Source organism: Streptomyces sp. NPDC040545 (assembly GCF_055595065.1).
Genome location: NZ_JBVIWA010000018.1, coordinates 27037 through 49890 on the forward strand (window position 1 = coordinate 27037; position 22854 = coordinate 49890).

The window sequence follows — 22854 nt, forward strand, 5'->3', positions numbered from 1 at the left end:
GCCGGGCCCCCGGGAAAGGCAAAAGGCCGGTTCACCAGAGGTGAACCGGCCTTTTTGGCAACCGGAAAGGGCTGCGCTACGACGGGAGGCGTCAGCGCGAGACCTTGCCGGCCTTGATGCACGAGGTGCAGGCGTTGAGGCGCTTCGGCGTCCCATTGACCACGGCACGGACGCGCTGGATGTTCGGGTTCCAGCGACGCGAGGTGCGGCGGTGCGAGTGGGAGATGTTGTTGCCGAAGCTCGGCCCCTTGGCGCAAACGTCGCAGTTGGCAGCCACAGGTCACTCCAAGACTTCAGATGCAATTACAGTGAAACCGGCGCACCGGATTCAGAGGTCTGAAGTGGTTTGCCGGGGGAATGGCCCGACTCTCGCCGGGCAACCGGAGCAGCATACAACGACTGCGTCCGTCCAAGAAAACTACCATGGCCGCCGCCGCCCCCGCCCCGCGGTCCCGACGCCCGGGCGGTCCTTCGTTACCCTGCGGTGAACCCTGGCCCGCACAAGGAGGAACGCCCGGTGCCGCACGAGTCGCAGCCGCAGCACCCTGACGAGCTCGACGCCGAAGCGGTGCGCACCTGGAGCTCCCTGGCCCTGGCCGCACTGGGCCGGGCCCGCGAGGACATCGACGCGATCAACGTCTACCCGGTCGCCGACGCGGACACCGGCACCAACCTCTACCTCACCGCCGAATCGGCCGACCGCGGCCTCGCCGAGGCCTTCCCCGAGGTGACCGACGGCACAGGGCGGACCTCCCTCGCCGAGGCCGTACGGGCCTGGGCGCACGGAGCACTGGTGGGAGCCCGCGGGAACTCCGGGACGATCCTGGCGCAGCTGCTGCGCGGGGTGGCCGACGTACTCGGAGACGAGCCGGCCGGGCCGGCCGAGCGGGCGCAGCAGGCCGGACAGGGCCCCGGCGGGCTGCTGGCCCGCGCGCTCACCCGGGCCGCCGAGGAGGCGTACGCGGCCGTCGCGCACCCGGTGGAGGGCACCATGCTCACCGTCGCCGGCGCCGCCGCCCGGGCCGGCGAGGCGGCCGGAGCCGCCGCCGGGACCGCGGCCGACGTGGCCCGGGCCGCCTACGACGGGGCCCGCGCCGCCCTGGCCGAGACCCCCGGGCAGCTCGCCGCGCTGGGCCGGGCCGGAGTGGTCGACGCCGGGGGCTGCGGGCTGGTCGTGGTCTTCGGCGCCCTGTGGCAGGCACTGTCCGGCCAGGAGGCGGCCGCCGAACCCGTACGCGGCCGCGCGGTGCCCGTACCGCAGTCGCCGGACCCCTGCGCTCAGGAGGACGACGGGCCCGCGTACGAGGTGATCTACCTGCTGGAGGCCTCCGAGGCGGCCGTCGGCGAACTGCGCGAACGCCTCGACGCACTCGGCGACTCACTGGTCGTGGTCGGCGGCGACGGACTGTGGAACGTCCACGTCCACGTCGACGACCCCGGCGCGGCCGTGGAGGCCGGAGTCGTGGCCGGACGGCCCTACCGGATACGGATCACCCACTTCGGGGACGAGCGCCGCCGGGCGCGGGGCGAGCGCGCCCAGCGGGCCGTGGTCGCCGTCGTCCCCGGCGAGGGACTGGCCGGGCTGTGCGGGGAGGCGGGAGCGACCACCGTGCTCGTACGCCCCGGGGAGCCGCCGGCCGTGGCCGAACTGCTCGACGCCGTCCGCCGCGCCCACGCCCGCGAGGTGGTGCTGCTGCCGGGCGGCGCCGAACTGCGCGCCGCCGCGGCCGCCGCGGCCGAACAGGCCCGCGCCGAGGGCGTACGGGTGGCCGTGATCCCCACCCGCTCCGCGGTCCAGGGCCTGGCCGCGCTCGCCGTGCACGACCCCGAGGGCAGCTTCGACGAGGACGTGGTCGCCATGACGGCGGCGGCCGGCGCCACCCGGTACGGGGAACTGGCCGTCGCCGAACGGCAGTCCTTCACCTCGGCCGGCATCTGCCAGGCCGGCGACGTGCTCGGCCTCATCGACGGGGACGTCGCGGTGATCGGCTCGGGCCTGGCCGAGACCGCCGAGGCCGTCCTGGACCGGATGCTGGGCTCCGGCGGCGAACTCGTCACCCTGGTCCTAGGACCCGACGTACCGGACGCCGTCGCCGAACGCCTTGAGGCCTACGTCCAGCAGGGCCACCTCGCCGTGGACACCGTCACCTACCGGGGCGGCCGGTACTCGGCGCCGCTCCTGGTCGGGGTGGAATAGCGGGCTTGTCAGCGCCATGGTGTGCAATGGAACACGTGCCCGCGCTCGACGAAGACCTCAAGAAGACGCTCGGTCCCGCCACCGCCAAGGTGCTGGCCGAGCAGCTCGGCCTGCACACGGCCCTGGACCTGCTCCACCACTACCCGCGGCGGTACGCCGAGCGCGGTGAGCTGACCTCTCTGGCCGAGCTCGCCGACCAGATCGACGAGCACGTGACCGTCGTCGCGCAGGTCGCCGACGCCCGGATCCTGACCTTCAACGGGGGCCGCGGCAAGCGGCTGGAGGTGACCATCACCGACGGCAGCGGCCGCCTCCAGCTGGTCTTCTTCGGCGCCGGCGTCCACAAGCCGCACAAGGACCTGCTGCCCGGCAGCCGCGCGATGTTCGCCGGCAAGGTCTCCAAGTTCAACCACAAGCTCCAGCTCGCGCACCCGGCCTACGAGCCGCTCGGCGGCGACGCCTCCGACCGGGACGCCGCGGCCGCCTTCGCCGGTCAGCTCATCCCGATCTACCCGGCCTGCGCCAAGCTGGAGTCCTGGAAGATCGCCAAGTGCGTGGACGCGGTGCTGCCCAGCGCCCAGGACGCCGTGGACCCGCTGCCGCCCGCCCTGCGCGAGGGCCGTGGACTGGTCCCGCTCACCGAAGCCCTGCTGAAGATCCACCGTCCGGGCACCAAGGCCGACATCGAGGACGCCCGCCAGCGCCTCAAGTGGGACGAGGCCTTCGTCCTCCAGGTCGCCCTGGCCCGCCGTCGGCACGCCGATTCCCAGCTCCCGGCCGTCCCGCGCCGCCCGGTCCCCGGCGGCCTGCTCGACTCCTTCGACGCGAAACTGCCCTTCACCCTCACCCAGGGCCAGCAGACCGTCTCGAAGGAGATCTTCGACGACCTCGCCACCGAACACCCCATGCACCGCCTCCTCCAGGGAGAGGTCGGCTCGGGCAAGACCCTGGTCGCGCTGCGGGCCATGCTCGCCGTCGTGGACAGCGGCGGGCAGGCGGCCATGCTCGCGCCCACCGAGGTGCTCGCCCAGCAGCACCACCGCTCCATCACCGAGATGATGGGCGAACTGGCCGAGGGGGGCATGCTCGGCGGCTCCGACCGGGGCACCAAGGTGGTGCTCCTCACCGGCTCCATGGGGATGCCCGCGCGCCGCCAGGCCCTGCTCGACCTGGTCACCGGCGAGGCCGGGATCGTGATCGGCACGCACGCACTGATCGAGGACAAGGTGCACTTCCACGACCTCGGCCTGGTCGTCGTGGACGAGCAGCACCGCTTCGGCGTGGAACAGCGCGACGCGCTGCGGTCCAAGGGGAAGCAGCCCCCGCACCTGCTGGTGATGACCGCGACCCCGATCCCGCGCACGGTCGCCATGACCGTCTTCGGCGACCTGGAGACCTCCGTCCTCGACCAGCTGCCGGCCGGACGCTCCCCGATCGCGACGCACGTGGTGCCCTCGAAGGACAAGCCGCACTTCCTCGCGCGGGCCTGGGAACGGGTCCGCGAGGAGGTCGAGAAGGGGCACCAGGCGTATGTGGTGTGCCCCCGCATCGGGGACGGGGAGGACGATCCCAAGAAGAAGTCCGCCGAGGACGACGGCGACAAGCGGCCGCCCCTCGCGGTCGTGGAGATCGCCGAGCAGCTCACGCGCGGACCCCTGGCCGGGATGGCCGTCGAGGTGCTGCACGGCCGGATGGACCCGGCCGACAAGGACGACGTCATGCGCCGGTTCGCCGCCGGCGAGGTCAAGGTGCTGGTCGCCACCACCGTCATCGAGGTCGGGGTGAACGTCCCCAACTCCACCGTCATGGTGATCATGGACGCGGACCGGTTCGGCGTCTCCCAGCTCCACCAGCTGCGCGGCCGCGTCGGCCGAGGCTCCGCGCCCGGTCTCTGTCTGCTGGTCAGCGAGATGCACGAGGCCAGCCCCGCGCGGGCCCGGCTGGCCGCCGTCGCCGCCACCCTCGACGGCTTCGAGCTCTCCCGGATCGACCTGGAACAGCGCCGCGAGGGCGATGTGCTCGGCCAGGCCCAGTCCGGAGTCCGCTCCTCGCTGCGCATGCTCGCCGTCATCGAGGACGAGGAGGTCATCGCCCAGGCCCGGGAGGAGGCCACCCGCGTCGTCGCCGAGGACCCCGCGCTGGAACACCTGCCGGGCCTGCGGACCGCGCTGGACGCCCTGCTCGACACCGAGCGCGAGCAGTACCTGGAGAAGGGCTGAGCGGCACGACCTATCGTTGGAGTGCCGCGGCAGCGCCGGGGCACCCCCCTACCGCCGTACCGAAGGACCCCAGATGACCCGCGTGATCGCCGGCAGCGCCGGCGGGCGACGGCTGGCCGTGCCCCCCGGCACCGGCACCCGTCCGACCTCGGACCGGATGCGCGAAGGCCTCTTCTCGACCTGGGAGTCGCTGCACGGCGTCGAAGGGGCCCGGGTGCTCGACCTGTACGGCGGCTCCGGCGCCGTCGGCCTGGAATCGCTCTCCCGGGGCGCCGCCCACACCCTGCTCGTGGAGGCCGACGCCAAGGCCGCCAAGGCGATCCGGGACAACATCCGCACGCTGGGCCTGCCCGGCGCGGAGTTCCGCGCGGGCAAGGCCGAGCAGATCGTGGCGGCCAGGGCCGCGGGGGACCCGTACGACATCGTCTTCCTGGATCCGCCGTACGCCGTGGACAGCGCGGAACTGCGGGAGATCCTCCTCACACTCCGGTCCAATGGCTGGATCACGGACGATGCGCTCGTCACCGTGGAGCGCAGCACCAGGAGCGGCGCCTTCCCGTGGCCCGAGGGCTTCGAGCCGCTCCGGTCGCGCAAGTACGGCGAGGGCACCCTTTGGTACGGCCGCGCCGCTTTCACCAGCGAAGACTCATGAACGAGGGAGTTCAGTTGCGCCGCGCCGTCTGTCCGGGGTCCTTCGATCCCATCACCAACGGACACCTCGACATCATCGGACGCGCCTCCAGGCTCTACGACGTCGTGCACGTCGCCGTGATGATCAACCAGTCGAAGCAGGGCCTGTTCACCGTCGAGGAGCGGATCGAGCTGATCCGCGAGGCCACGGCCGACTACGGCAATATCCAGGTCGAGGCCTTCCACGGCCTGCTGGTCGACTTCTGCAAGCAGCGGGACATCCCCGCCATCGTCAAGGGCCTGCGCGCGGTCAGCGACTTCGACTACGAGCTCCAGATGGCCCAGATGAACATGGGCCTGTCGGGCGTCGAGACGCTGTTCGTCCCGACCAACCCCACCTACAGCTTCCTGTCCTCCTCGCTGGTCAAGGAGGTCGCGGCCTGGGGCGGTGACGTCGCCCACCTGCTGCCGGCGCACGTCCACGCGGCGCTCCTGGAGCGGCTGCGCAACCGCTGACCGACTGACAGGGCGTCAGGCGGTGTCGGGGGCCCGCCCGGTGGCCTTACAGTCGTCCCGTCCGTCTCAGGAACCGCCTGAGGCCGAGAGAGTGCGAGCCCCCATGGACGTGCAGAAGAAGCTCGACGAGATCGTCGCGGCCGTCGGCGGCGCCCGGTCCATGCCCATGTCGGCCTCCTGCGTGATCAACCGCGCCGAGCTGCTGGAGCAGCTCGAAGAGGTGCGCCAGGCACTGCCCGGCTCGCTCGCGCAGGCTCAGGAGCTCATCGGCGGCCGGGAGCAGATGGTCGAGGAGGCCCGCCGGGAGGCGGAGCGGATCATCGACGCGGCCCACAACCAGCGCGGTTCGCTGATCTCCGACACCGAGATCGCGCGGCGCTCCCAGGCCGAGGCGGACCGGATCCTGGAGGAGGCCCGCAGGGAGGCGGAGGAGATCCGGGCCGAGGCGGACGACTACGTCGACAGCAAGCTCGCGAACTTCGAGGTCGTGCTGACCAAGACCATCGGCTCGGTGGACCGAGGCCGGGAGAAGCTCCTGGGCCGCGGCCCGGGTCTGGACGAGCACGGCTACCCGGACATGGACGCACCCGAGCGCAGCCACGACCCCGAGACGCAGCGGCAGCAGGCGGACGCCTACGTGGACACCAAGCTGGCGACCTTCGAGGCGGTGCTCTCCAAGACGCTGGAGGCCGTGGGCCGCGGCCGCCAGAAGCTCCTGGGCCGGGTCCCCACGGACGACCTGGGCGTGCACATGGCTGCCCAGGACGCGGTGGGCGGACAGCAGTCCCGCTCGGCGAGCGACTCGGACTTCCTGGCGGGCCTGGCGGAGCCGGAGCCGCTGCACGCGCAGGCACCGATCCCGGCGCAGGCGGAGCCCGTGTACGACACGTACGGCTACCAGCAGCCCGCCCAGCCCGCCGCCCAGCAGCAGGACGCGTACTCCTACCAGGACCCGTACGGCGGCTACCAGCAGCCGGACCCCTACTCCACCGCGGGCGGCGCCTCCGGAGCGGGCTACGCGGCGAGCTACGACGCGCAGCAGCCCGACCCCTACGCCGCGTACCAGCCGCAGGCCCAGCAGCCCTCGCTCGACGAGACCAGCCTCTTCGACACGAGCATGATCAACCTGGACCAGCTGCGTCAGTACGAACAGGGGCGCTAGACCGGATTGGGCGCTGGGCGCCGCTGCGGGTATCCTGGCTGTTCGGTCGCGCGTATGCACCGCGATCCATGCTGCCCTAGTGCGGCGGAATCTTTGATCTTCAGCGATCTGTGAAAGCAGGAACGGCCCTGAATACCCGCCTCGACCACCGCAACCCCCTCGTGTTCGACACGCACGAGCTGGGCCGGCGTCCTGGTGCCATGCAGCGGCTGTCCCGTGAGATCGCGGCACCGGCGGACTTCGGTCTCGTCGGCGTCATCGGAGTGCCGGAAGGCGCCCCGGTGAAGCTCAGCCTCCGCCTGGAGTCGGTCATGGAAGGGGTGCTTGTCACAGGCACCGCCCGTGCGTCGGCCGTGGGGGAGTGCGTAAGGTGTCTGGAGTCCGTCGAGCGCGAGCTCAAGGCGGACTTCCAGGAGATGTTCTCGTACCCTGACGCCGACGACCGGAGCCGCTCCAAGGCGGAACCGGCCGACGACGCCGAGGACGACGAGGACACGCTCTTCCTCGAGGACGGTTTGTTCGACCTCGAACCCGTGCTGCGGGATGTGGTGGTGCTCGCACTGCCCATGCAGCCGGTGTGCCGGGAGGACTGTCTCGGACTGTGCCCCGATTGCGGGCTCAGCCTGAACGACGACCCGGACCACCACCATGACGCCGTCGACATCCGTTGGGCGGCATTGCAAGGACTCGTCGTGACCGATCAGGACGGCGAGAAGGACAACATGAGCGGCACTGCCTCTGACGGAGTTCAGGGCGCCGCCGAGAAGCAGGAGAAGTAGCCGTGGCTGTTCCGAAGCGGAAGATGTCGCGCAGCAACACGCGCCACCGCCGGTCGCAGTGGAAGGCTGCGGTCCCCACCCTGGTTTCGTGCGAGCGTTGCCAGGAGCCGAAGCTCCAGCACATTGCGTGCCCGAGCTGCGGCACCTACAACAAGCGCCAGGTCCTCGAGGTCTGAGCGGCTGGTGAGAGGCGCAATGTCTGAGCTGTCCAACGCTGAGAAGCAGGCAGACAGTAACAACGCGGCCTCGTCCCACACGCTTCTGGAAGGGCGGCTCGGGTATCGACTCGAGTCCGCCCTTCTGGTGCGTGCGCTGACCCACCGCTCGTACGCGTACGAGAACGGCGGTCTGCCCACCAACGAACGCCTGGAGTTCCTCGGGGACTCCGTGCTGGGCCTGGTGGTCACGGACACGCTGTACACGACCCACCCGGATCTCCCCGAAGGCCAGCTGGCCAAGCTTCGGGCCGCGGTGGTCAACTCGCGCGCACTGGCGGAGGTCGGACGCGGCCTCGAACTCGGCTCCTTCATCCGGCTCGGCCGGGGCGAAGAGGGCACGGGAGGCCGGGACAAGGCCTCCATCCTCGCCGACACCCTTGAAGCGGTGATCGGCGCGGTTTACCTCGATCAGGGCCTCGACGCGGCCTCGGAGCTGGTTCACCGGCTCTTCGACCCGCTCATCGAGAAGTCCTCGAACCTCGGAGCCGGCCTGGACTGGAAGACCAGTCTCCAGGAACTCACGGCGGCCGAAGGCCTTGGCGTGCCCGAGTACCTGGTCTCCGAGACCGGTCCGGACCACGAGAAGACCTTCACTGCTGCCGCTCGCGTCGGTGGTGTCTCGTACGGCACCGGCACCGGCCGCAGCAAGAAGGAAGCGGAACAGCAGGCAGCGGAGTCCGCATGGCGCGGGATCCGTGCCGCCGCGGACGAGCGGACGGCGGCCGCGGCAGCTGCCGCAACCGCCGGTCCGGCGGAGGTTCCGGCTTCGGCCGGGACCGAGAACGGCGGGGTGCCGACGCCCGCCGACTCGGCGCCGGACGCCTGACCCTTCCTTCGGGACGTACCCGCCCGCCCCTGCCTCGCAGGGGCGGGCGGCTGTCGTTTTCGGCGGCCGGTACGCTCGCCGGGAGCGTCAGATCCACTCCCACCGGAGGTGCCCCGTGCCCGAGTTGCCCGAAGTCGAAGTCGTGCGGCGGGGGCTGGAGCGCTGGGTGGCGGGGCGGACCGTCGAGGCCGTCGAGGTCCTGCATCCGCGGGCCGTCCGGCGCCATCCGGGCGGCGGGGCCGACTTCGCGGCGCGGCTGCGCGGGGAGACCGTCGGGGTGCCGCAGCGGCGCGGGAAGTACCTGTGGCTGCCGCTGGAGGGCCGGGACCTGTCCGTGCTCGGACACCTCGGGATGAGCGGGCAGCTGCTGGTGCAGCCGCAGGACGCCCCCGACGAGAAGCACCTGCGGATCCGGGTGCGCTTCGACGACGACGCCGGGACGGAGCTGCGCTTCGTGGACCAGCGGACCTTCGGCGGCCTCTCGCTGCACGAGGTCGCCGCCGGCAGCACCGACGGGCTGCCCGACGTGATCGCGCACATCGCGCGCGATCCCCTGGACCCGCTGTTCGACGAGGGCGCCTACCATCTCGCGCTGCGCGCCAAGCGGACCACCGTCAAGCGGGCGCTGCTGGACCAGTCGCTGATCAGCGGGGTCGGCAACATCTACGCGGACGAGGCGCTGTGGCGCGCCAAGCTGCACTACGAGCGCCCCACGGCGGGCCTCACGCGCCCCCGGAGCGCGGAACTCCTCGGCCATGCCCGGGACGTCATGAACGCCGCCCTCGCGGTCGGCGGCACCAGCTTCGACAGTCTGTACGTCAACGTGAACGGGGAGTCGGGCTACTTCGACCGTTCGCTCGACGCCTACGGGCGCGAGGACGAGCCGTGCCGCCGTTGCGGTACGCCGATACGGCGCCGGCCGTGGATGAACCGGTCGAGCTACTTCTGCCCGCGCTGTCAGAGGCCGCCGCGCGTGGCGTCGTAGGACTGCCGGGCGCCCAGCACCGCCGGCATGTTCCCCTCCAGGCAGTGGATGAGCGCGAGCAGCCGGTCGGCGACCTCGACGCCGAGCGGGGTCAGTTCGTAGTCGACGCGCGGCGGGTTCGTGGGCTGCGCCTCGCGGTTGACTATGCCGTCGCGCTCCAGCGCGTGCAGGGTCTGGGAGAGCATCTTCTCGCTGACGCCCTCCACCCGTCGGCGCAGCTCGTTGAAACGGCACGGGCCTTCGCGCAGGGCGCCGACGGTGAGGCTGCCCCAGCGGCCGGTGACGTGTTCGAGGGTTTCCCGGGACGGGCAGGCGCGCGCGAAGACATCGAACGGTTGTGCCGTCTCGGCGGCTTCGGTACAGGCAGGGGTCTCCATACCGTCAGCGTACTCGCCCGCAGCGCTAACTCGGGGGTTGCGCTTTCTAAAAGTTAGTGATTCTCTTTGTCTCGTCGCACCACGTCCTGTGCCGCGACGAGAGTTTTCCCGAGGGAGAGATCAGCCTTGTCCGCAATCACGCACACCCCCGTCGTCTCGATCGCCTACCACTCCGGCTACGGCCACACCGCCGTCGTCGCCGAGGCGGTCCGCAGCGGCGCCGTGGACGCCGGGGCGACCGTTCACCTGATCAAGGTCGACGAGATCGACGACGCCCAGTGGGAGCTCCTCGACGCCTCCGACGCGATCGTCTTCGGCTCCCCGACGTACATGGGCACCGCCTCGGGCGCCTTCCACGTCTTCGCCGAGGCCTCCTCGAAGCGCTGGTTCGGCGACGCCTGGCAGGACAAGGTGGCGGCCGGCTTCACGAACTCCGCGTCCAAGAGCGGCGACAAGCTGCACACCCTGCAGTTCTTCCAGATCCTGGCCGCGCAGCACGGCATGAGCTGGATCAACCTGGGCCTGAAGCCGGGCTGGAACTCCAGCACGGCATCCGAGAACGACCTGAACCGTCTCGGCTTCTTCTCCGGAGCCGCCGCCCAGACCAACTCCGACGAGGGCGCGGACGCGGTCCACAAGGCCGACATCGCGACCGCCGAGCACCTGGGCCGCCGCGTCACCGAGCAGACCCGCATCGTCATCGCGGGCCGCGCGGCCCTGGCCGCCGCCGCGGCCTGAGCCCCAGGGCTCGCCTCAGAAGCCGAAGTCCTGGGTCCACCAGGGGCCGCCGTCGGCGACCTGGATGCCGACGCCCAGGGTGCGGAACTCGCAGTTGAGGATGTTCGCCTTGTGGTCCGGGCTGTTCATCCAGGCCTTCATCACGGCCTCGGCGTCACCCTGGCCGCGGGCTATGTTCTCGCCGCCGAGGCCTGAGATGCCGGCCTTGGTGGCGCGGTCCCAGGGGCTGTTGCCCTCGGGGTCCTCGTGACTGAAGAAGCCGCGGGTGGCCATGTCCAGGCTGAAGGCCCCGGCCAGCGCCGCGAGCGGCGGATTGGCCCGGACCGGGCCGCACCCGGCCAGCGCGCGCTCCTGGTTCACCAGGTCGACGACGGCGGACTCCTCCGCGGAGTGGCCGTCCAGGGGCGGGCGCGGCGCGGCGGTGGCCGGCTTCGAGGGCGCGGGGGCCGGGGCCTGGCTCGTGGCGGGTGCCGGGGCGGTCGGCGCGACCGGCGCGGCCGGGCTGGTGCGCGGGGCCTTGGGGGACGGGGCCTTGGTGGACGGGGCCGGCGTGGCCGACGGGGTCGACGGGGAGGGGGAGGCGCTCGGCGAGGCGGACGGCGAGGGCGGGGCGCTCGGGGAGCCGCTCGGCGAGGCGGACGCCGACGGCGAGGCCGGGGCCGACGGCTTCGGGGACGCGCTGCCCGACCCGGTGCCGGCGGAGGCGCGGCCGGAGAGGTTCACGAGGCCGTTCTGCTGCGGCAGAGCGGCATCGGAGCCGGTCGAGGACTTGGCCTTGGCCGCCGTGGTGGGGGCGTCCGTACCGCTGACACCCACATAGGGGAAGGAGCCGCCGACCGGCACCATGCCGGTGGTGACGGCCGCGGTGCCGAGGGCGACGGCCACGGAGATGCCCAGCAGGCCGGTGCGCAGGGCGGTGCCGCGCTTGCCGCCGCTGTGCGGCGGGGCGGGGAGTCGGTGACGGCCCATCGGAGCGTGCCTTCCTTGCCGGGTCAAGATCATCCCTTACCCACCCAAATGGGTGAGTTCATTGGTGCGCGACTGTACGCCATGGGGCCAGGGGGGCGATGTGTCCCGAAAGTGCCCGCCCGGTTAGCGTTCACGCATGAATGAAGATGTCCGTCTGACCGCCTGGGTGCGCGGCCGTGTGCAGGGAGTGGGCTTCCGCTGGTTCACCAGGGAGAACGCCCTGGAGATCGGCGGGGTCGTCGGCTTCGCGCTCAACCTCGATGACGGGCGAGTGCAGGTGGTCGCCGAAGGTCAACGTGAGAATTGCCACCGGCTGCTCGACTGGTTGCGCTCCTCCGACACGCCCGGCCGGGTGGACGGGGTGACAGAGATCTGGGGCACACCGCGCGGTGGCTACGACGGATTCGGGATGCGGTGACCGATCGACTGATCATGCACTCATCACATCTCTGAGCGTCCGCACACGGTCGGAACTGCGCATTCGTCGTCGACGCGTTGCCGACGACGGCGATCCGTGGAACGCTCGAAGATGAGGATGATCTCCACACCCCTTGCGGGGACCGGGGCGCGCGCCGATACGGGGCGTGATCGTGTTGACCGTCAAACTTTTTGGTGAGACGCTGGAAGCCCCGCGCACCTGAGCTGTTTGGCAGTGTTGGCAGTAGTAAGCGCAGTGACTGTCAGTCGCTGTCGGACATCCGCGGGTGCGATTCCCTCACGACCCACACCGCTTCGGTCGGTCACTCAGTGTGGAGGACCATCCATCATGGCAAAGGCGCTTCTCGGTTACGTCGGCGGTTCCGACCCGCGACTCCTCGCCGAGATGCGACGGCTTCAGCAGCGCGTCCAGGACCTCGAGTCCGAGCTCGTACGGATTCAGTCCGAAAATGACGCGCTGAACGCGGCCGCCGCTCAGCACGACGGAGACTCGCTGCTCGGCAGCATCGACATCGACGTACCCCAGGCGGAGCCTGCGCTCACCTGACCCGTGCTTCACTCGTCGCTCGACTCCAGCCCCGCATGATCTGCAAGGGACGCTCCGGCGTCCCTTCTTTCTTTCCTCGTTCCTCTTCCCTCGCCTTTCCCGCCCTCTTTCCCCGACCGCCGTGCCGCGTACCACAGGGCCAGGTGGGGGGCCTGATCCCATTGGCGTCAGTTGTGCCCAGCACCTTCATGGGTGAAACCGAACGCGAAAGGTAGAGTCCGGCGGCGTGCACCTCAAGTCCCTGACCCTGCGTGGCTTCAAATCCTTCGCGTCCGCCACCACCTTGCGCTTCGAGCCCGGGATCACCTGTGTCGTGGGCCCGAACGGCTCCGGCAAGTCCAATGTGGTGGACGCGCTGTCCTGGGTCATGGGCGAACAGGGGGCCAAGTCCCTGCGCGGCGGGAAGATGGAAGACGTCATCTTCGCCGGGACCACCGGGCGCCCGCCGCTCGGACGGGCCGAGGTGTCCCTGACGATCGACAACTCCGACGGCGCGCTCCCCATCGACTACGCCGAAGTCACCATCACCCGGATCATGTTCCGCGGCGGCAGCAGCGAGTACCAGATCAACGGCGACACCTGCCGCCTGCTCGACATCCAGGAACTGCTCTCCGACTCCGGCATCGGCCGCGAGATGCACGTCATCGTCGGACAGGGCCAGCTGGACTCCGTACTGCACGCCGATCCCATGGGCCGCCGCGCCTTCATCGAGGAGGCGGCCGGCGTACTCAAGCACCGCAAGCGCAAGGAGAAGGCGCTGCGGAAGCTGGACGCGATGCAGGCCAATCTCGCGCGCGTCCAGGACCTGGGCGACGAGCTGCGGCGCCAGCTCAAGCCCCTGGGACGGCAGGCGGCGGTCGCCCGGCGGGCGGCCGTGATCCAGGCGGACCTGCGCGACGCGCGGCTGCGGCTGCTCGCCGACGACCTGGTCGTACTGCGGCGCGCCCTCGACGCGGAGATCGCGGACGAGGCGGCGCTCAAGGAGCGCAAGGAGGCCGCCGAGGCCCAGCTCGCGGGCGCCGTGCGGCGCGAGGCGGAGCTGGAGGAGGCGGTACGGGAGCTCGCACCGCGGCTGCAGCGGGCGCAGCAGACCTGGTACGAGCTGTCGCAGCTCGCCGAACGCGTCCGGGGGACCGCCTCCCTGGCGGACGCGCGGGTCAAGAGCGCCTCGGCGCCGGCCGAGGAGGAGCGGCGCGGCCGCGATCCCGAGGAGATGGAGCGGGAGGCCGCGCGGATCCGTGAGCAGGAGGCGGAACTGACGGCGGCTCTGGAGGCGGCCTCGCGGGCGCTGGAGGACACGGCCGAGCACCGGGCGGAGCTGGAGCGGGCGCTGGCCGAGGAGGAACGCCGGCTGCGGGACGCCGCGCGGGCCATCGCCGACCGGCGCGAGGGACTGGCCCGGCTGACCGGGCGGCTCGGCGCGGCCCGCTCCCGTGCGGGGGCGGCGCAGGCCGAGATCGACCGGCTCGTCGCGGCGCGGGACGAGGCGCAGTCCCGGGCCGCCGCCGCGCAGGAGGAGTACGAGGCGCTGGCGCAGGAGGTCGGCGGCCTCGACGACCCGTCGGCCGACACCGACCACGAGAGCGCGCGGGAAGGGCTGGCACGGGCGGAGGCGGAACTGTCCGCCGCCCGGGAGGACCTGTCCGGGGCGGAGCGCTCACGGGCGGCCGTCTCGGCGCGCCGGGACGCACTGGCGCTGGGGCTGCGCCGCAAGGACGGTACGGGCGCACTCCTCGCGGCGCGGGAGCGGCTGGCCGGGATGCTGGGACCGGCGGCGCAGCGGCTGTCGGTGACCCCGGGGTACGAGGTCGCCGTGGCCGCCGCACTGGGCTCGGCCGCCGACGCGCTGGCGGTGGCCTCCCCGGGGGCGGCGGCCGAGGCGATCCGCCACCTCCGTGAGGCGGACGCGGGCCGCGCCACCCTGCTGATCGCCCCGGCCGTACCCGGCCTCCCGGGCCAGGCCCCGGCCGGATACGCCGACTCGGCCGGGGACGCGGGAGCGGCTGCCGGGGGAGCCGGATCCCCGGGAGCGGTCCCCCGTCCGGCCCCCTCCCGGGACGGAGATCTGCCCGCGCACGCAGCCGCACCGCACCTGCCGGCGAGCGTCGGGACATCCGCCCCGGCGGGCGCGCCCGTACCGGCCGCCGGGCTGGTCGGCGGGGACGCGGAGGTGCGGCGGGCCGTGGAGTGGGTGCTGCGGGACCACGTCGTGGTCGGGACCCTCGACGAGGCCGAGGCGCTGGTCGCGCAGCGCCCCGACGCGGTGGCCGTGACCCTCGACGGTGATGTGCTCGGGGCGCACCTCGCGCACGGCGGCTCCGCCGGAGCCCCCAGCCTGATCGAGGTGCAGGCGGCCGTCGACGAGGCAGCGGGCGAGCTGGCCCGGCTGGGCGTCCGGTGCGAGGAGCTCGCCGGCGCCCGGGCGGCCGCCCAGGCGCGCCGGCAGGACGCCGCAGCCCTGGTCGAGGAGCTCGCCGAGCGGCGGCGCGCGGCGGAAGCGGCCCGGGCCGGGGTCGCCCAGCAGCTCGGACGGCTCGCCGGGCAGGCGAAGGGCGCGGCCGGCGAGGCCGAACGCAGCGCCGCCGCCGCGGCCAGGGCCCAGGACGCCCTGGAACAGGCGCTGGCCGAGGTGGAGGAGTGCGCGGAGCGCCTCGCGACCGCCGAGGAGATGCCGGTGGACGAGGAGCCGGACGGCTCCAGGCGGGACCGGCTCGCCGCGGACGGGGCCAACGCCCGGCAGACCGAGATGGAGGCCCGGCTGCAGCTGAGGACCCTCGAGGAGCGGGTCAAGGGGCTGTCCGGACGAGCGGATTCACTCGACCGGGGGGCCCGTGCGGAACGCGAGGCCCGGACCCGCGCCGAGCGCCGCCGGGCCCGGCGGCGCCACGAGGCGGAGGTGGCCCGGGCGGTGGCCGACGGGTCCCGGCAGCTCCTCGCACACGTGGAGGTGTCGCTCGGCAGGGCCGACGCGGAACGGGTGGCGGCCGAACGGGCGAAGGGCCTGCGCGAGCGGGAGCTCGGCGAGGCGCGCAACCGCGGCCGGGAGCTGAAGGGGGAGCTGGACAAGCTCACCGACTCGGTCCACCGCGGCGAGGTGCTCGGCGCCGAGCAGCGGCTGCGCATCGAGGCGCTGGAGGCCAAGTCGCTGGAGGAGTTCGGCATGGCGGCCGCCGGGCTGGTCGCCGAGTACGGTCCCGACCAGCCGGTGCCCCCGTCCCCGGCCGCCGAGGGCGAGGTGCTGCCGCAGGACCCGCAGGACCCGCGGAACCGGCCCGGCCCCTTCGTCCGGGCCCAGCAGGAGAAGCGGCTCAAGGTCGCCGAACGCGCCTACCAGCAGCTCGGGAAGGTCAACCCGCTCGCCCTGGAGGAGTTCGCGGCGCTGGAGGAGCGCCACCAGTTCCTCAGCGAGCAGCTGGAGGATCTCCGTAAGACGAGGGCCGATCTCCTTCAAGTCGTGAAGGAGGTCGACCAGCGCGTCGAGCAGGTCTTCACCGAGGCGTACCGGGATACGGCCCGGGAGTTCGAGGGGGTGTTCTCGCGCCTGTTCCCCGGTGGCGAGGGCCGGCTGATCCTCACCGACCCCGACAACATGCTGACCACCGGCATCGACGTCGAGGCCCGTCCGCCGGGCAAGAAGGTCAAGCGGCTGTCGCTGCTCTCCGGCGGCGAGCGCTCGCTGACCGCCGTGGCGCTGCTGGTGTCCATCTTCAAGGCGCGCCCCAGCCCGTTCTACGTGATGGACGAGGTCGAGGCCGCGCTCGACGACACCAACCTGCAGCGGCTGATCCGGATCATGGAGGAGCTCCAGGAGAGCTCGCAGCTGATCGTCATCACGCACCAGAAGCGGACGATGGAGGTCGCGGACGCGCTCTACGGCGTCTCGATGCAGGGGGACGGGGTCTCCAAGGTCATCAGCCAGAGGCTGCGCTGAGGCCCGTAGTTACAAGAAGTGAATTCAATGTCAGCAATCTTCCGGACACGGCAACTTCAGGCCAAGTATTGACTTCAGAAACTGAACGCATAGGCTCGCTCCGCTGTCTCCCGCCTTCGAGTGGTGCCCGATCTTGAACTGTGCGCCACTGTGAGGACGGACAAAACCCCCACGGAGCACACCTTGACCAGCAGCACATCGCGGGCCCCGGCACCAGGCGGCGGATCCTCGCCGCACCCCGAGCACCTCGGCCACGTCATCTTCATCGCCGCGGCCGCGGCCATGGGCGGCTTCCTCTTCGGGTACGACAGTTCCGTCATCAACGGCGCCGTCGTCGCCATCCGCGAACGGTTCGACGTCGGGTCCGCGGCGCTCGCCCAGGTGATCGCCGCCGCGCTGATCGGCTGCGCGTTCGGCGCCGCCACCGCGGGCCGCATCGCTGACCGGATCGGCCGAATCCGCTGCATGCAGATCGCCGCCCTCCTCTTCACCGCGAGCGCCCTCGGTTCGGCCCTGCCGTTCGCCCTCTGGGACCTCGCCATGTGGCGCGTGATCGGCGGCATCGGCATCGGCATGGCCTCCGTCATCGGACCCGCCTACATCGCCGAGGTCTCCCCGGCCGCCTACCGCGGCCGCCTCGCCTCCTTCCAGCAGGCCGCCATCGTCATCGGCATCGCCGTCTCCCAGCTCGTCAACTGGGCCATCCTGAACCTCGCCGACGGGGACCAGCGCGGCAACATCGCGGGTCTGGAGGCCTGGCAGTGGATGCTGGGCGTCATGGTCGTCCCGGCCGCCCTCTACGGGCTGATGTCCTTCGTCATCCCGGAGTCCCCCCGCTTCCTGATCTCCGTCGGCCGCAACGACGAGGCCAGGAAGGTGCTGACCGAGGTCGAGGGTTCGAAGATCGACCTGGACGAGCGCGTCGCCGAGATCGAGCACGCGATGCGCTCCGAGCACAAGTCCACCTTCAAGGACCTGCTCGGCGGCCGCTTCGGCTTCCTGCCCATCGTCTGGGTCGGTATCGGCCTCTCGCTCTTCCAGCAGCTGGTCGGCATCAACGTGATCTTCTACTACAGCTCCTCGCTGTGGCAGTCGGTCGGCATCGACGCGAGCGCCTCGTTCCTGTACTCCTTCGAGACCTCGGTCGTGAACATCGTCGGTACGGTGATCGCGATGATCTTCGTCGACCGGATCGGCCGCAAGCCGCTCGCGCTCATCGGCTCCGTCGGCATGTCGATCTCGCTGGGCCTGGCCGCCTGGGCCTTCTCGTACAAGTCCGGGGTCGGCGACGACATCTCCCTGCCGCACGCCCAGGGCATCGTGGCCCTGGTCGCCGCCAACTGCTTCGTCCTCTTCTTCGCCCTCTCCTGGGGCGTGGTCGTCTGGGTGCTGCTCGGCGAGATGTTCCCGGGCCGCATCCGGGCCGCGGCCCTCGGCGTGGCCGCCGCCGCCCAGTGGATCGCCAACTGGGTCATCACCGTCAGCTTCCCGACGCTCTCGGACTGGAACCTGTCCGGCGCGTACATGATCTACACCGGCTTCGCCCTGCTCTCGATCCCGTTCATCCTCAAGTGGGTGCCGGAGACCAAGGGCAAGGCGCTGGAGGAGATGGGGTAACCACCCCCGCCAACGCCCCGTCTCCTCGATACTGCCCCGGCTCAGTCCTTGAGCCGGGGCAGTACCTGTTCGCAGAGCAGGTGCAGGCTCCGCCAGCCCTCGTCCAGCGGCATCCCGCCGCACAGCGGGTGCAGGACCAGGTTCCCCGCCTCGCCCGCGGCCCTGCCGTACGCGACCGCCTCGTCCGGGGTGAGGATCCGGTAGACGCCCTCCGCGCGCAGCTCCGCCACCGAGCGCGCCGCCGACCGTACGGCGCTGCGGATGTCCTTGGACTGCCAGGACGCGTACGTGGCCGCCTCGTGGAGGAAGCGCTCGCCGTGCTCGGCCCAGACCCGGTCCGGGTCCTCCGCGATGTGCAGCAGCGGGGTCTCGGCCGCCGGCATCATGCAGAAGCCCTCCGTGCCGTACTCCGCCAGCCGCGCGGTGTAGTACGCCTCCAGCTCCGGCAGGTGCGCGCTGGGGAAGAAGGGCAGCCCCAGCCGGGCGGCGCGGCGGGCCGCGGCCTCGGAGCTGCCGCCGACCAGGAGCAGGGGGTGCGGCCGGGTGAACGGCGCCGGGGTGACCCGTACCGTGCGGCCGCGGAACTCGAAGGGTTCGCCGGTCCACGCCTTCAGCAGGGTCTCCAGCAGCTCGTCCTGGAGCCTGCCGCGCCGGCCCCACTCCACGCCGTGCTGCTCGTACTCCTCGGGCCGGTAGCCGATGCCCGCGACCGTCACCAGGCGGCCACCGCTCAGCAGGTCGAGGACGGCTATGTCCTCGGCGACCCTCAGCGGGTCGTACAGCGGGCCGATGACCGCCGAGACGGTGACGGCGATCCGGCGGGTCGCGCCGAAGACCGCGCCCGCGAAGGCGAAGGGGGAGGGCAGCCAGTTGTTGCCGGTGCCGTGGTGCTCCTCGGTCTGGATGGTGTCGATCCCGCGGTCGTCCGCGTACCGGGCCATCTCCAGCGCCGCCTTGTAGCGGGCGGAGAGGGACTCGGGGGTGCCGTCGGGGTCGACGAGATTGAACCGGGCCACGGTGATGGGCATGGAGAAGTCCCCCTTCGCCGGATGTGGGTGGGCGGGCGAAGGGGGACGTTAGCTGACGTGACGTCAGTTGGACAGGGATCCGGCGAGCTCGCGCTCCCCGGCCGCGGCCGGCTCCACCGGAGCCGTGCGCGGCAGTACGGCGTACAGCGCGGCCGAGGTGAGGATGCCCGCGGCCCAGCCCAGGCCGTTCTCCCCGATCCAGGTGGAGGCGAGCGGTCCGGCGAACCAGTCCACCTTGGTGAACAGCAGGCCCACGACGAGGGCGAGGCCCCACGCGGTCATCGCCTGCCAGGCGTAGCCGCCCTTGTACCAGTAGGCACTGGTCCGCGTGGTGTCCAGCAGCGCGGGGCCGTCGTAGGCCGTACGGCGCAGCATGTCCACGCCGAAGACGCCGATCCAGGCGGAGAAGGCCACGGCCAGCAGCGTCAGGAAGGAGATGAACGAGCCGAAGAAGCTGGTGGCGACCACCATCAGAAGGAAGCCGAAGACCAGGCTGATGACCGCGTTGACGCTGACGGCCGCGGCGCGCGGGACCTTGATGCCCAGGGTCTGCGCGGTGAACCCGGCCGAGTACATGGACATCGAGTTGATCAGCAGCATGCCGACGAGCGCGATGAGCAGGTACGGGACCGCGATCCAGGTCGGGAGCAGCTCGCCGATGAAGGACACCGGGTCCTGGGCCGTGGCCAGGTCCGGGGTGCCGACGGCCATGACCGCGCCCATCAGGACCATCGGGAGCACGACCACGCCGGCGCCGCCGACCGTCGCGCCGACCATGGCCCTGGAGGAGGCGGTGCGCGGCAGGTAGCGGGTGAAGTCGGGGCCCGAGGGCACCCAGCTGATCCCGCCGGCCGCGATCGTGCCGATGCCCGCGATCATCATCGCGCTGGAGCCGGCGGGCTTGCCGAAGACGGCGGACCAGTCGGTGGTGAAGACCAGGTACCCGAGGACGAGCACGCTGAAGGCGCCGAAGAGGTACGTCGACCATGTGGAGCAGACACGCAGCGCGTTGATGCCGAGACCCGAGACCACGAAGGTGCAGCCCACGAAGAACAGCAGGGTGACGACGATGAGCGGGGTGCTGCTGCGGACCCCGAACAGCAGGTCGAGCACGGTCAGTACGGCGTAGGCGCCGCTCACCGCGTTGATGGTCTCCCAGCCCCAGCGGGCCACCCAGATCAGGGCGCCCGGGAAGAGGTTGCCACGCTGGCCGAACACCGCCCGCGAGAGGGCCATGCCCGGGGCGCCGCCGCGCTTGCCCGCGATGGATATCAGGCCGACGATCCCGTACGAGACGACCGGCGCGGCGACCGCGACGACGAGCACCTGCCAGATGTTCAGCTTGTTGAAGATCACCAGCCCCGCACCCATGGTCAGCAGCAGCACGCTGATGTTGGCGGCGACCCAGGTGGGTACGAGCTCGCGGACCCGGCCGCCGCGCTCGCTGTCCGGGACCGGTTCCAGACCGCGGGTCTCGATCGCGGTTTCGGCTGCGCCGTCGGCGGGCTCGGCAGGCATGCGATTGCTCCGTTGGGGAGGTTATGAGGGTAAGTCGCCCATCATCATGGATTTGCTGCTAAAACCACAAACCGCGGCTTACGCCCTGGTCCGCGCGCCCAGGTTCCCGGCTCCGGGGCGGCCGTGTCCGATACTGGTGGGGTTATGGACATCCTCATCCTTGCTGTAGTCATCGCCCTGGTCGCGGTCGGTGTGATCAGCGGGCTCGTGGTCAGCAGCCGCAAGAAGAAGCAGCTGCCGCCGCCGGCACCGCCGAGCACGCCGACCATCACTGCCCCGCCTGCCGAGCCGCAGGTGGGGGAGGACGCCGTAGAGACGGCGGAAGAGCCGCGCCGCACGATCGAGGAGGTCGGGCTCCCGGAGGCCGAGGCTCCCGTCGAGGCGCCGGTGGCCGAACCCGTGCCCCCGGCCCCGGCCGCGCCCGAGATCGAGGTTCCCGAGCCCACCGCCGGGCGCCTGGTCCGGCTGCGGGCCCGCCTGGCCCGGTCGCAGAACTCCCTCGGCAAGGGGCTGCTCACGCTGCTCTCCAGGGAGCACCTCGACGAGGACACCTGGGAGGAGATCGAGGAGACCCTCCTCGTCGCCGACGTCGGTGTCGTGCCGACCCAGGAGCTCGTGGACCGGCTCCGCGAGCGGGTCAAGGTGCTCGGCACCCGGACCCCGGCGGACCTGCGCGCCCTGCTCAAGGAGGAGCTGCTGACCCTGGTCGGCACCGACTTCGACCGCGCCGTGAAGACGGAGAGCGGCGAGGACACCCCCGGCGTGATCATGGTCGTCGGTGTCAACGGCACCGGCAAGACCACCACCACGGGCAAGCTGGCCCGGGTGCTCGTCGCCGACGGCCGCTCCGTGGTGCTCGGCGCGGCCGACACCTTCCGCGCCGCCGCCGCCGACCAGCTCCAGACCTGGGGCGAGCGCGTCGGCGCCCGTACCGTACGCGGCCCCGAGGGCGGCGACCCGGCCTCGATCGCCTACGACGCGGTCAAGGAGGGCATCGCCGAGGGAGCCGACGTGGTGCTGATCGACACCGCGGGCCGCCTGCACACCAAGACCGGCCTGATGGACGAGCTCGGCAAGGTCAAGCGCGTCGTGGAGAAGCACGGTCCGCTGGACGAGATCCTGCTGGTCCTGGACGCCACCACCGGGCAGAACGGCCTGACCCAGGCCCGTGTCTTCGCCGAGGTCGTGGACATCACCGGCATCGTGCTGACCAAGCTCGACGGCACCGCCAAGGGCGGCATCGTCGTCGCCGTCCAGCGCGAGCTGGGCGTACCGGTCAAGCTCATCGGCCTCGGCGAGGGGCCGGACGACCTGGCGCCCTTCGAGCCGGAGGCCTTCGTGGACGCCCTGATCGGCGACTGACCACGGTCCCGCACGGACACCTGTGCCCCCGCGTTCCGCCGGAACGCGGGGGCACCGTCATGTGCGCGTCCGGAACGGACACCCCCTAGCGGCGCAAGCGGTGGCAGATGTACGCGAGGGTCCCCAGCAGCAGCCTGGCCTGCGGCGGGCCGCCGGCGGAGTCGAGCGCGGGCGGCCGCAGCCAGCCGACCTGGCCGAGCCCGGCGCGGTCGGAGGGCGGGGCCGTCACGAAGGCGCCGTGGCCCAGGGCCCGCAGGTCGAGGTCGGCGTCGTCCCAGCCCATCCGGTACAGCAGCTGCGGCAGTTCGGCCGCCGCCCCCGGGGCCACGAAGAACTGCGCCCGGCCGTCGGCGGTGACGATGACCGGGCCGAGCGGCAGGCCCATCCGCTCCAGGCGTACCAGCGCGCGCCGCCCGGCCTCCTCGGAGACCTCGATGACGTCGAAGGCGCGGCCCGCGGGGAGCAGTACTGCGGCGCCCGGGTACTCGCCCCAGGCCTCGGTGACCTCGTCGAGGGTGGCCCCGGCCGGGACCGTGGGGGCGAAGGCCAGGGGATGCGCCCCGGGTGCGCGGCACTTGGCGTCCCCGCAGGAGCAGTCGCGGGCGGGCGCCGCGGCGCGGGCGCCGGGGACCACGTCCCAGCCCCACAGCCCGGTGTACTCCGCCACCGCCGTGCACTCCGAGGTCCGGCCGCCGCGGCGCCGGGTGCCGGAGCGGAACTCCTTGGTGCTGCGGCTGCCGCCGATCGTGAAGCCCATGCCCATGCCCCCTCCAACGGGTCGGACGTGCCGGTGGTTA

21 protein-coding genes are annotated in these 22854 nt (G+C 71.9%); 15 read left to right on the forward strand and 6 right to left on the reverse strand.

Annotated features, from left to right (window positions below):
• Positions 1-91: 91 nt before the first annotated feature.
• The gene (rpmB, locus tag ACZ573_RS28795) at positions 92-277 is read right to left on the reverse strand and encodes a 50S ribosomal protein L28 (RefSeq protein ID WP_007266795.1); all 186 of its coding nucleotides are present in this window, start codon (positions 275-277) and stop codon (positions 92-94) included.
• Between the two features lie 240 nt (positions 278-517).
• Between rpmB and ACZ573_RS28800 the strand changes: the two genes are divergently transcribed.
• The 9 genes from ACZ573_RS28800 to mutM all read left to right on the forward strand — a co-directional run bounded on the left by ACZ573_RS28800 (position 518) and on the right by mutM (position 9532).
• Entirely contained in the window at positions 518-2197 is a 1680-nt protein-coding gene (locus tag ACZ573_RS28800; protein ID WP_471309449.1) for a DAK2 domain-containing protein, read from the forward strand.
• A gap of 26 nt (positions 2198-2223) precedes the next feature.
• Complete coding sequence (recG, locus tag ACZ573_RS28805) at positions 2224-4416, forward strand: ATP-dependent DNA helicase RecG (protein WP_471309452.1); 2193 nt, start codon at positions 2224-2226, stop codon at positions 4414-4416.
• A 73-nt stretch (positions 4417-4489) separates the two neighbouring features.
• Positions 4490-5068 carry a 16S rRNA (guanine(966)-N(2))-methyltransferase RsmD gene (gene rsmD, locus ACZ573_RS28810; RefSeq protein ID WP_314244343.1) on the forward strand — a complete coding sequence of 193 codons (579 nt, stop codon included), beginning with the start codon at positions 4490-4492 and terminating at the stop codon, positions 5066-5068.
• Between the two features lie 14 nt (positions 5069-5082).
• Positions 5083-5562: a pantetheine-phosphate adenylyltransferase gene (gene coaD / locus ACZ573_RS28815; protein WP_301374460.1), complete on the forward strand. Its 480-nt coding sequence runs from the start codon at positions 5083-5085 to the stop codon at positions 5560-5562.
• A 103-nt stretch (positions 5563-5665) separates the two neighbouring features.
• On the forward strand, positions 5666-6724 hold the full coding sequence (locus ACZ573_RS28820; protein WP_471309455.1) for an ATP synthase subunit B family protein: 1059 nt from the start codon (positions 5666-5668) through the stop codon (positions 6722-6724).
• A gap of 110 nt (positions 6725-6834) precedes the next feature.
• Positions 6835-7503 carry a YceD family protein gene (locus tag ACZ573_RS28825; protein WP_301366277.1) on the forward strand — a complete coding sequence of 223 codons (669 nt, stop codon included), beginning with the start codon at positions 6835-6837 and terminating at the stop codon, positions 7501-7503.
• Positions 7504-7505: 2 nt separating this feature from the next.
• Entirely contained in the window at positions 7506-7679 is a 174-nt protein-coding gene (gene rpmF, locus ACZ573_RS28830) for a 50S ribosomal protein L32 (RefSeq protein ID WP_003965982.1), read from the forward strand.
• 19 nt (positions 7680-7698) lie between these two features.
• The gene (rnc, locus tag ACZ573_RS28835; protein WP_471309458.1) at positions 7699-8547 is read left to right on the forward strand and encodes a ribonuclease III; all 849 of its coding nucleotides are present in this window, start codon (positions 7699-7701) and stop codon (positions 8545-8547) included.
• 115 nt (positions 8548-8662) lie between these two features.
• Positions 8663-9532: a bifunctional DNA-formamidopyrimidine glycosylase/DNA-(apurinic or apyrimidinic site) lyase gene (gene mutM, locus ACZ573_RS28840; RefSeq protein ID WP_471309460.1), complete on the forward strand. Its 870-nt coding sequence runs from the start codon at positions 8663-8665 to the stop codon at positions 9530-9532.
• Here mutM and ACZ573_RS28845 read toward each other — a convergent pair.
• The gene (locus ACZ573_RS28845; RefSeq protein WP_390800784.1) at positions 9505-9909 is read right to left on the reverse strand and encodes a winged helix-turn-helix transcriptional regulator; all 405 of its coding nucleotides are present in this window, start codon (positions 9907-9909) and stop codon (positions 9505-9507) included. The genes mutM and ACZ573_RS28845 overlap by 28 nt on opposite strands.
• A gap of 135 nt (positions 9910-10044) precedes the next feature.
• Here ACZ573_RS28845 and ACZ573_RS28850 point away from each other — a divergent pair, with 135 nt between their 5' ends.
• Positions 10045-10647 (forward strand): flavodoxin family protein, encoded by a 603-nt coding sequence (locus ACZ573_RS28850; RefSeq protein ID WP_471309712.1) that lies wholly within the window; start codon positions 10045-10047, stop codon positions 10645-10647.
• A 15-nt stretch (positions 10648-10662) separates the two neighbouring features.
• Here ACZ573_RS28850 and ACZ573_RS28855 read toward each other — a convergent pair whose 3' ends face one another.
• Positions 10663-11616 carry a CAP domain-containing protein gene (locus ACZ573_RS28855; protein WP_471309462.1) on the reverse strand — a complete coding sequence of 318 codons (954 nt, stop codon included), beginning with the start codon at positions 11614-11616 and terminating at the stop codon, positions 10663-10665.
• A 136-nt stretch (positions 11617-11752) separates the two neighbouring features.
• Between ACZ573_RS28855 and ACZ573_RS28860 the strand changes: the two genes are divergently transcribed.
• The 4 genes from ACZ573_RS28860 (at position 11753) to ACZ573_RS28875 (ending at position 18149) form a co-directional block, all read left to right on the forward strand.
• On the forward strand, positions 11753-12034 hold the full coding sequence (locus ACZ573_RS28860; RefSeq protein WP_030012523.1) for an acylphosphatase: 282 nt from the start codon (positions 11753-11755) through the stop codon (positions 12032-12034).
• A 348-nt stretch (positions 12035-12382) separates the two neighbouring features.
• Positions 12383-12601: a hypothetical protein gene (locus ACZ573_RS28865; RefSeq protein WP_030012524.1), complete on the forward strand. Its 219-nt coding sequence runs from the start codon at positions 12383-12385 to the stop codon at positions 12599-12601.
• Positions 12602-12827: 226 nt separating this feature from the next.
• Positions 12828-16532 carry an AAA family ATPase gene (locus ACZ573_RS28870; RefSeq protein WP_471309465.1) on the forward strand — a complete coding sequence of 1235 codons (3705 nt, stop codon included), beginning with the start codon at positions 12828-12830 and terminating at the stop codon, positions 16530-16532.
• 183 nt (positions 16533-16715) lie between these two features.
• Positions 16716-18149 carry a sugar porter family MFS transporter gene (locus ACZ573_RS28875; protein ID WP_471309468.1) on the forward strand — a complete coding sequence of 478 codons (1434 nt, stop codon included), beginning with the start codon at positions 16716-16718 and terminating at the stop codon, positions 18147-18149.
• 41 nt (positions 18150-18190) lie between these two features.
• Here ACZ573_RS28875 and ACZ573_RS28880 read toward each other — a convergent pair whose 3' ends face one another.
• Entirely contained in the window at positions 18191-19177 is a 987-nt protein-coding gene (locus tag ACZ573_RS28880; RefSeq protein WP_471309471.1) for an LLM class flavin-dependent oxidoreductase, read from the reverse strand.
• Between the two features lie 63 nt (positions 19178-19240).
• On the reverse strand, positions 19241-20695 hold the full coding sequence (locus ACZ573_RS28885; RefSeq protein ID WP_471309474.1) for a purine-cytosine permease family protein: 1455 nt from the start codon (positions 20693-20695) through the stop codon (positions 19241-19243).
• Between the two features lie 144 nt (positions 20696-20839).
• Here ACZ573_RS28885 and ftsY point away from each other — a divergent pair, with 144 nt between their 5' ends.
• The gene (ftsY, locus tag ACZ573_RS28890; protein ID WP_471309477.1) at positions 20840-22057 is read left to right on the forward strand and encodes a signal recognition particle-docking protein FtsY; all 1218 of its coding nucleotides are present in this window, start codon (positions 20840-20842) and stop codon (positions 22055-22057) included.
• 85 nt (positions 22058-22142) lie between these two features.
• Here ftsY and ACZ573_RS28895 read toward each other — a convergent pair whose 3' ends face one another.
• On the reverse strand, positions 22143-22814 hold the full coding sequence (locus ACZ573_RS28895) for a bifunctional DNA primase/polymerase (RefSeq protein ID WP_471309479.1): 672 nt from the start codon (positions 22812-22814) through the stop codon (positions 22143-22145).
• Positions 22815-22854: the final 40 nt, after the last annotated feature.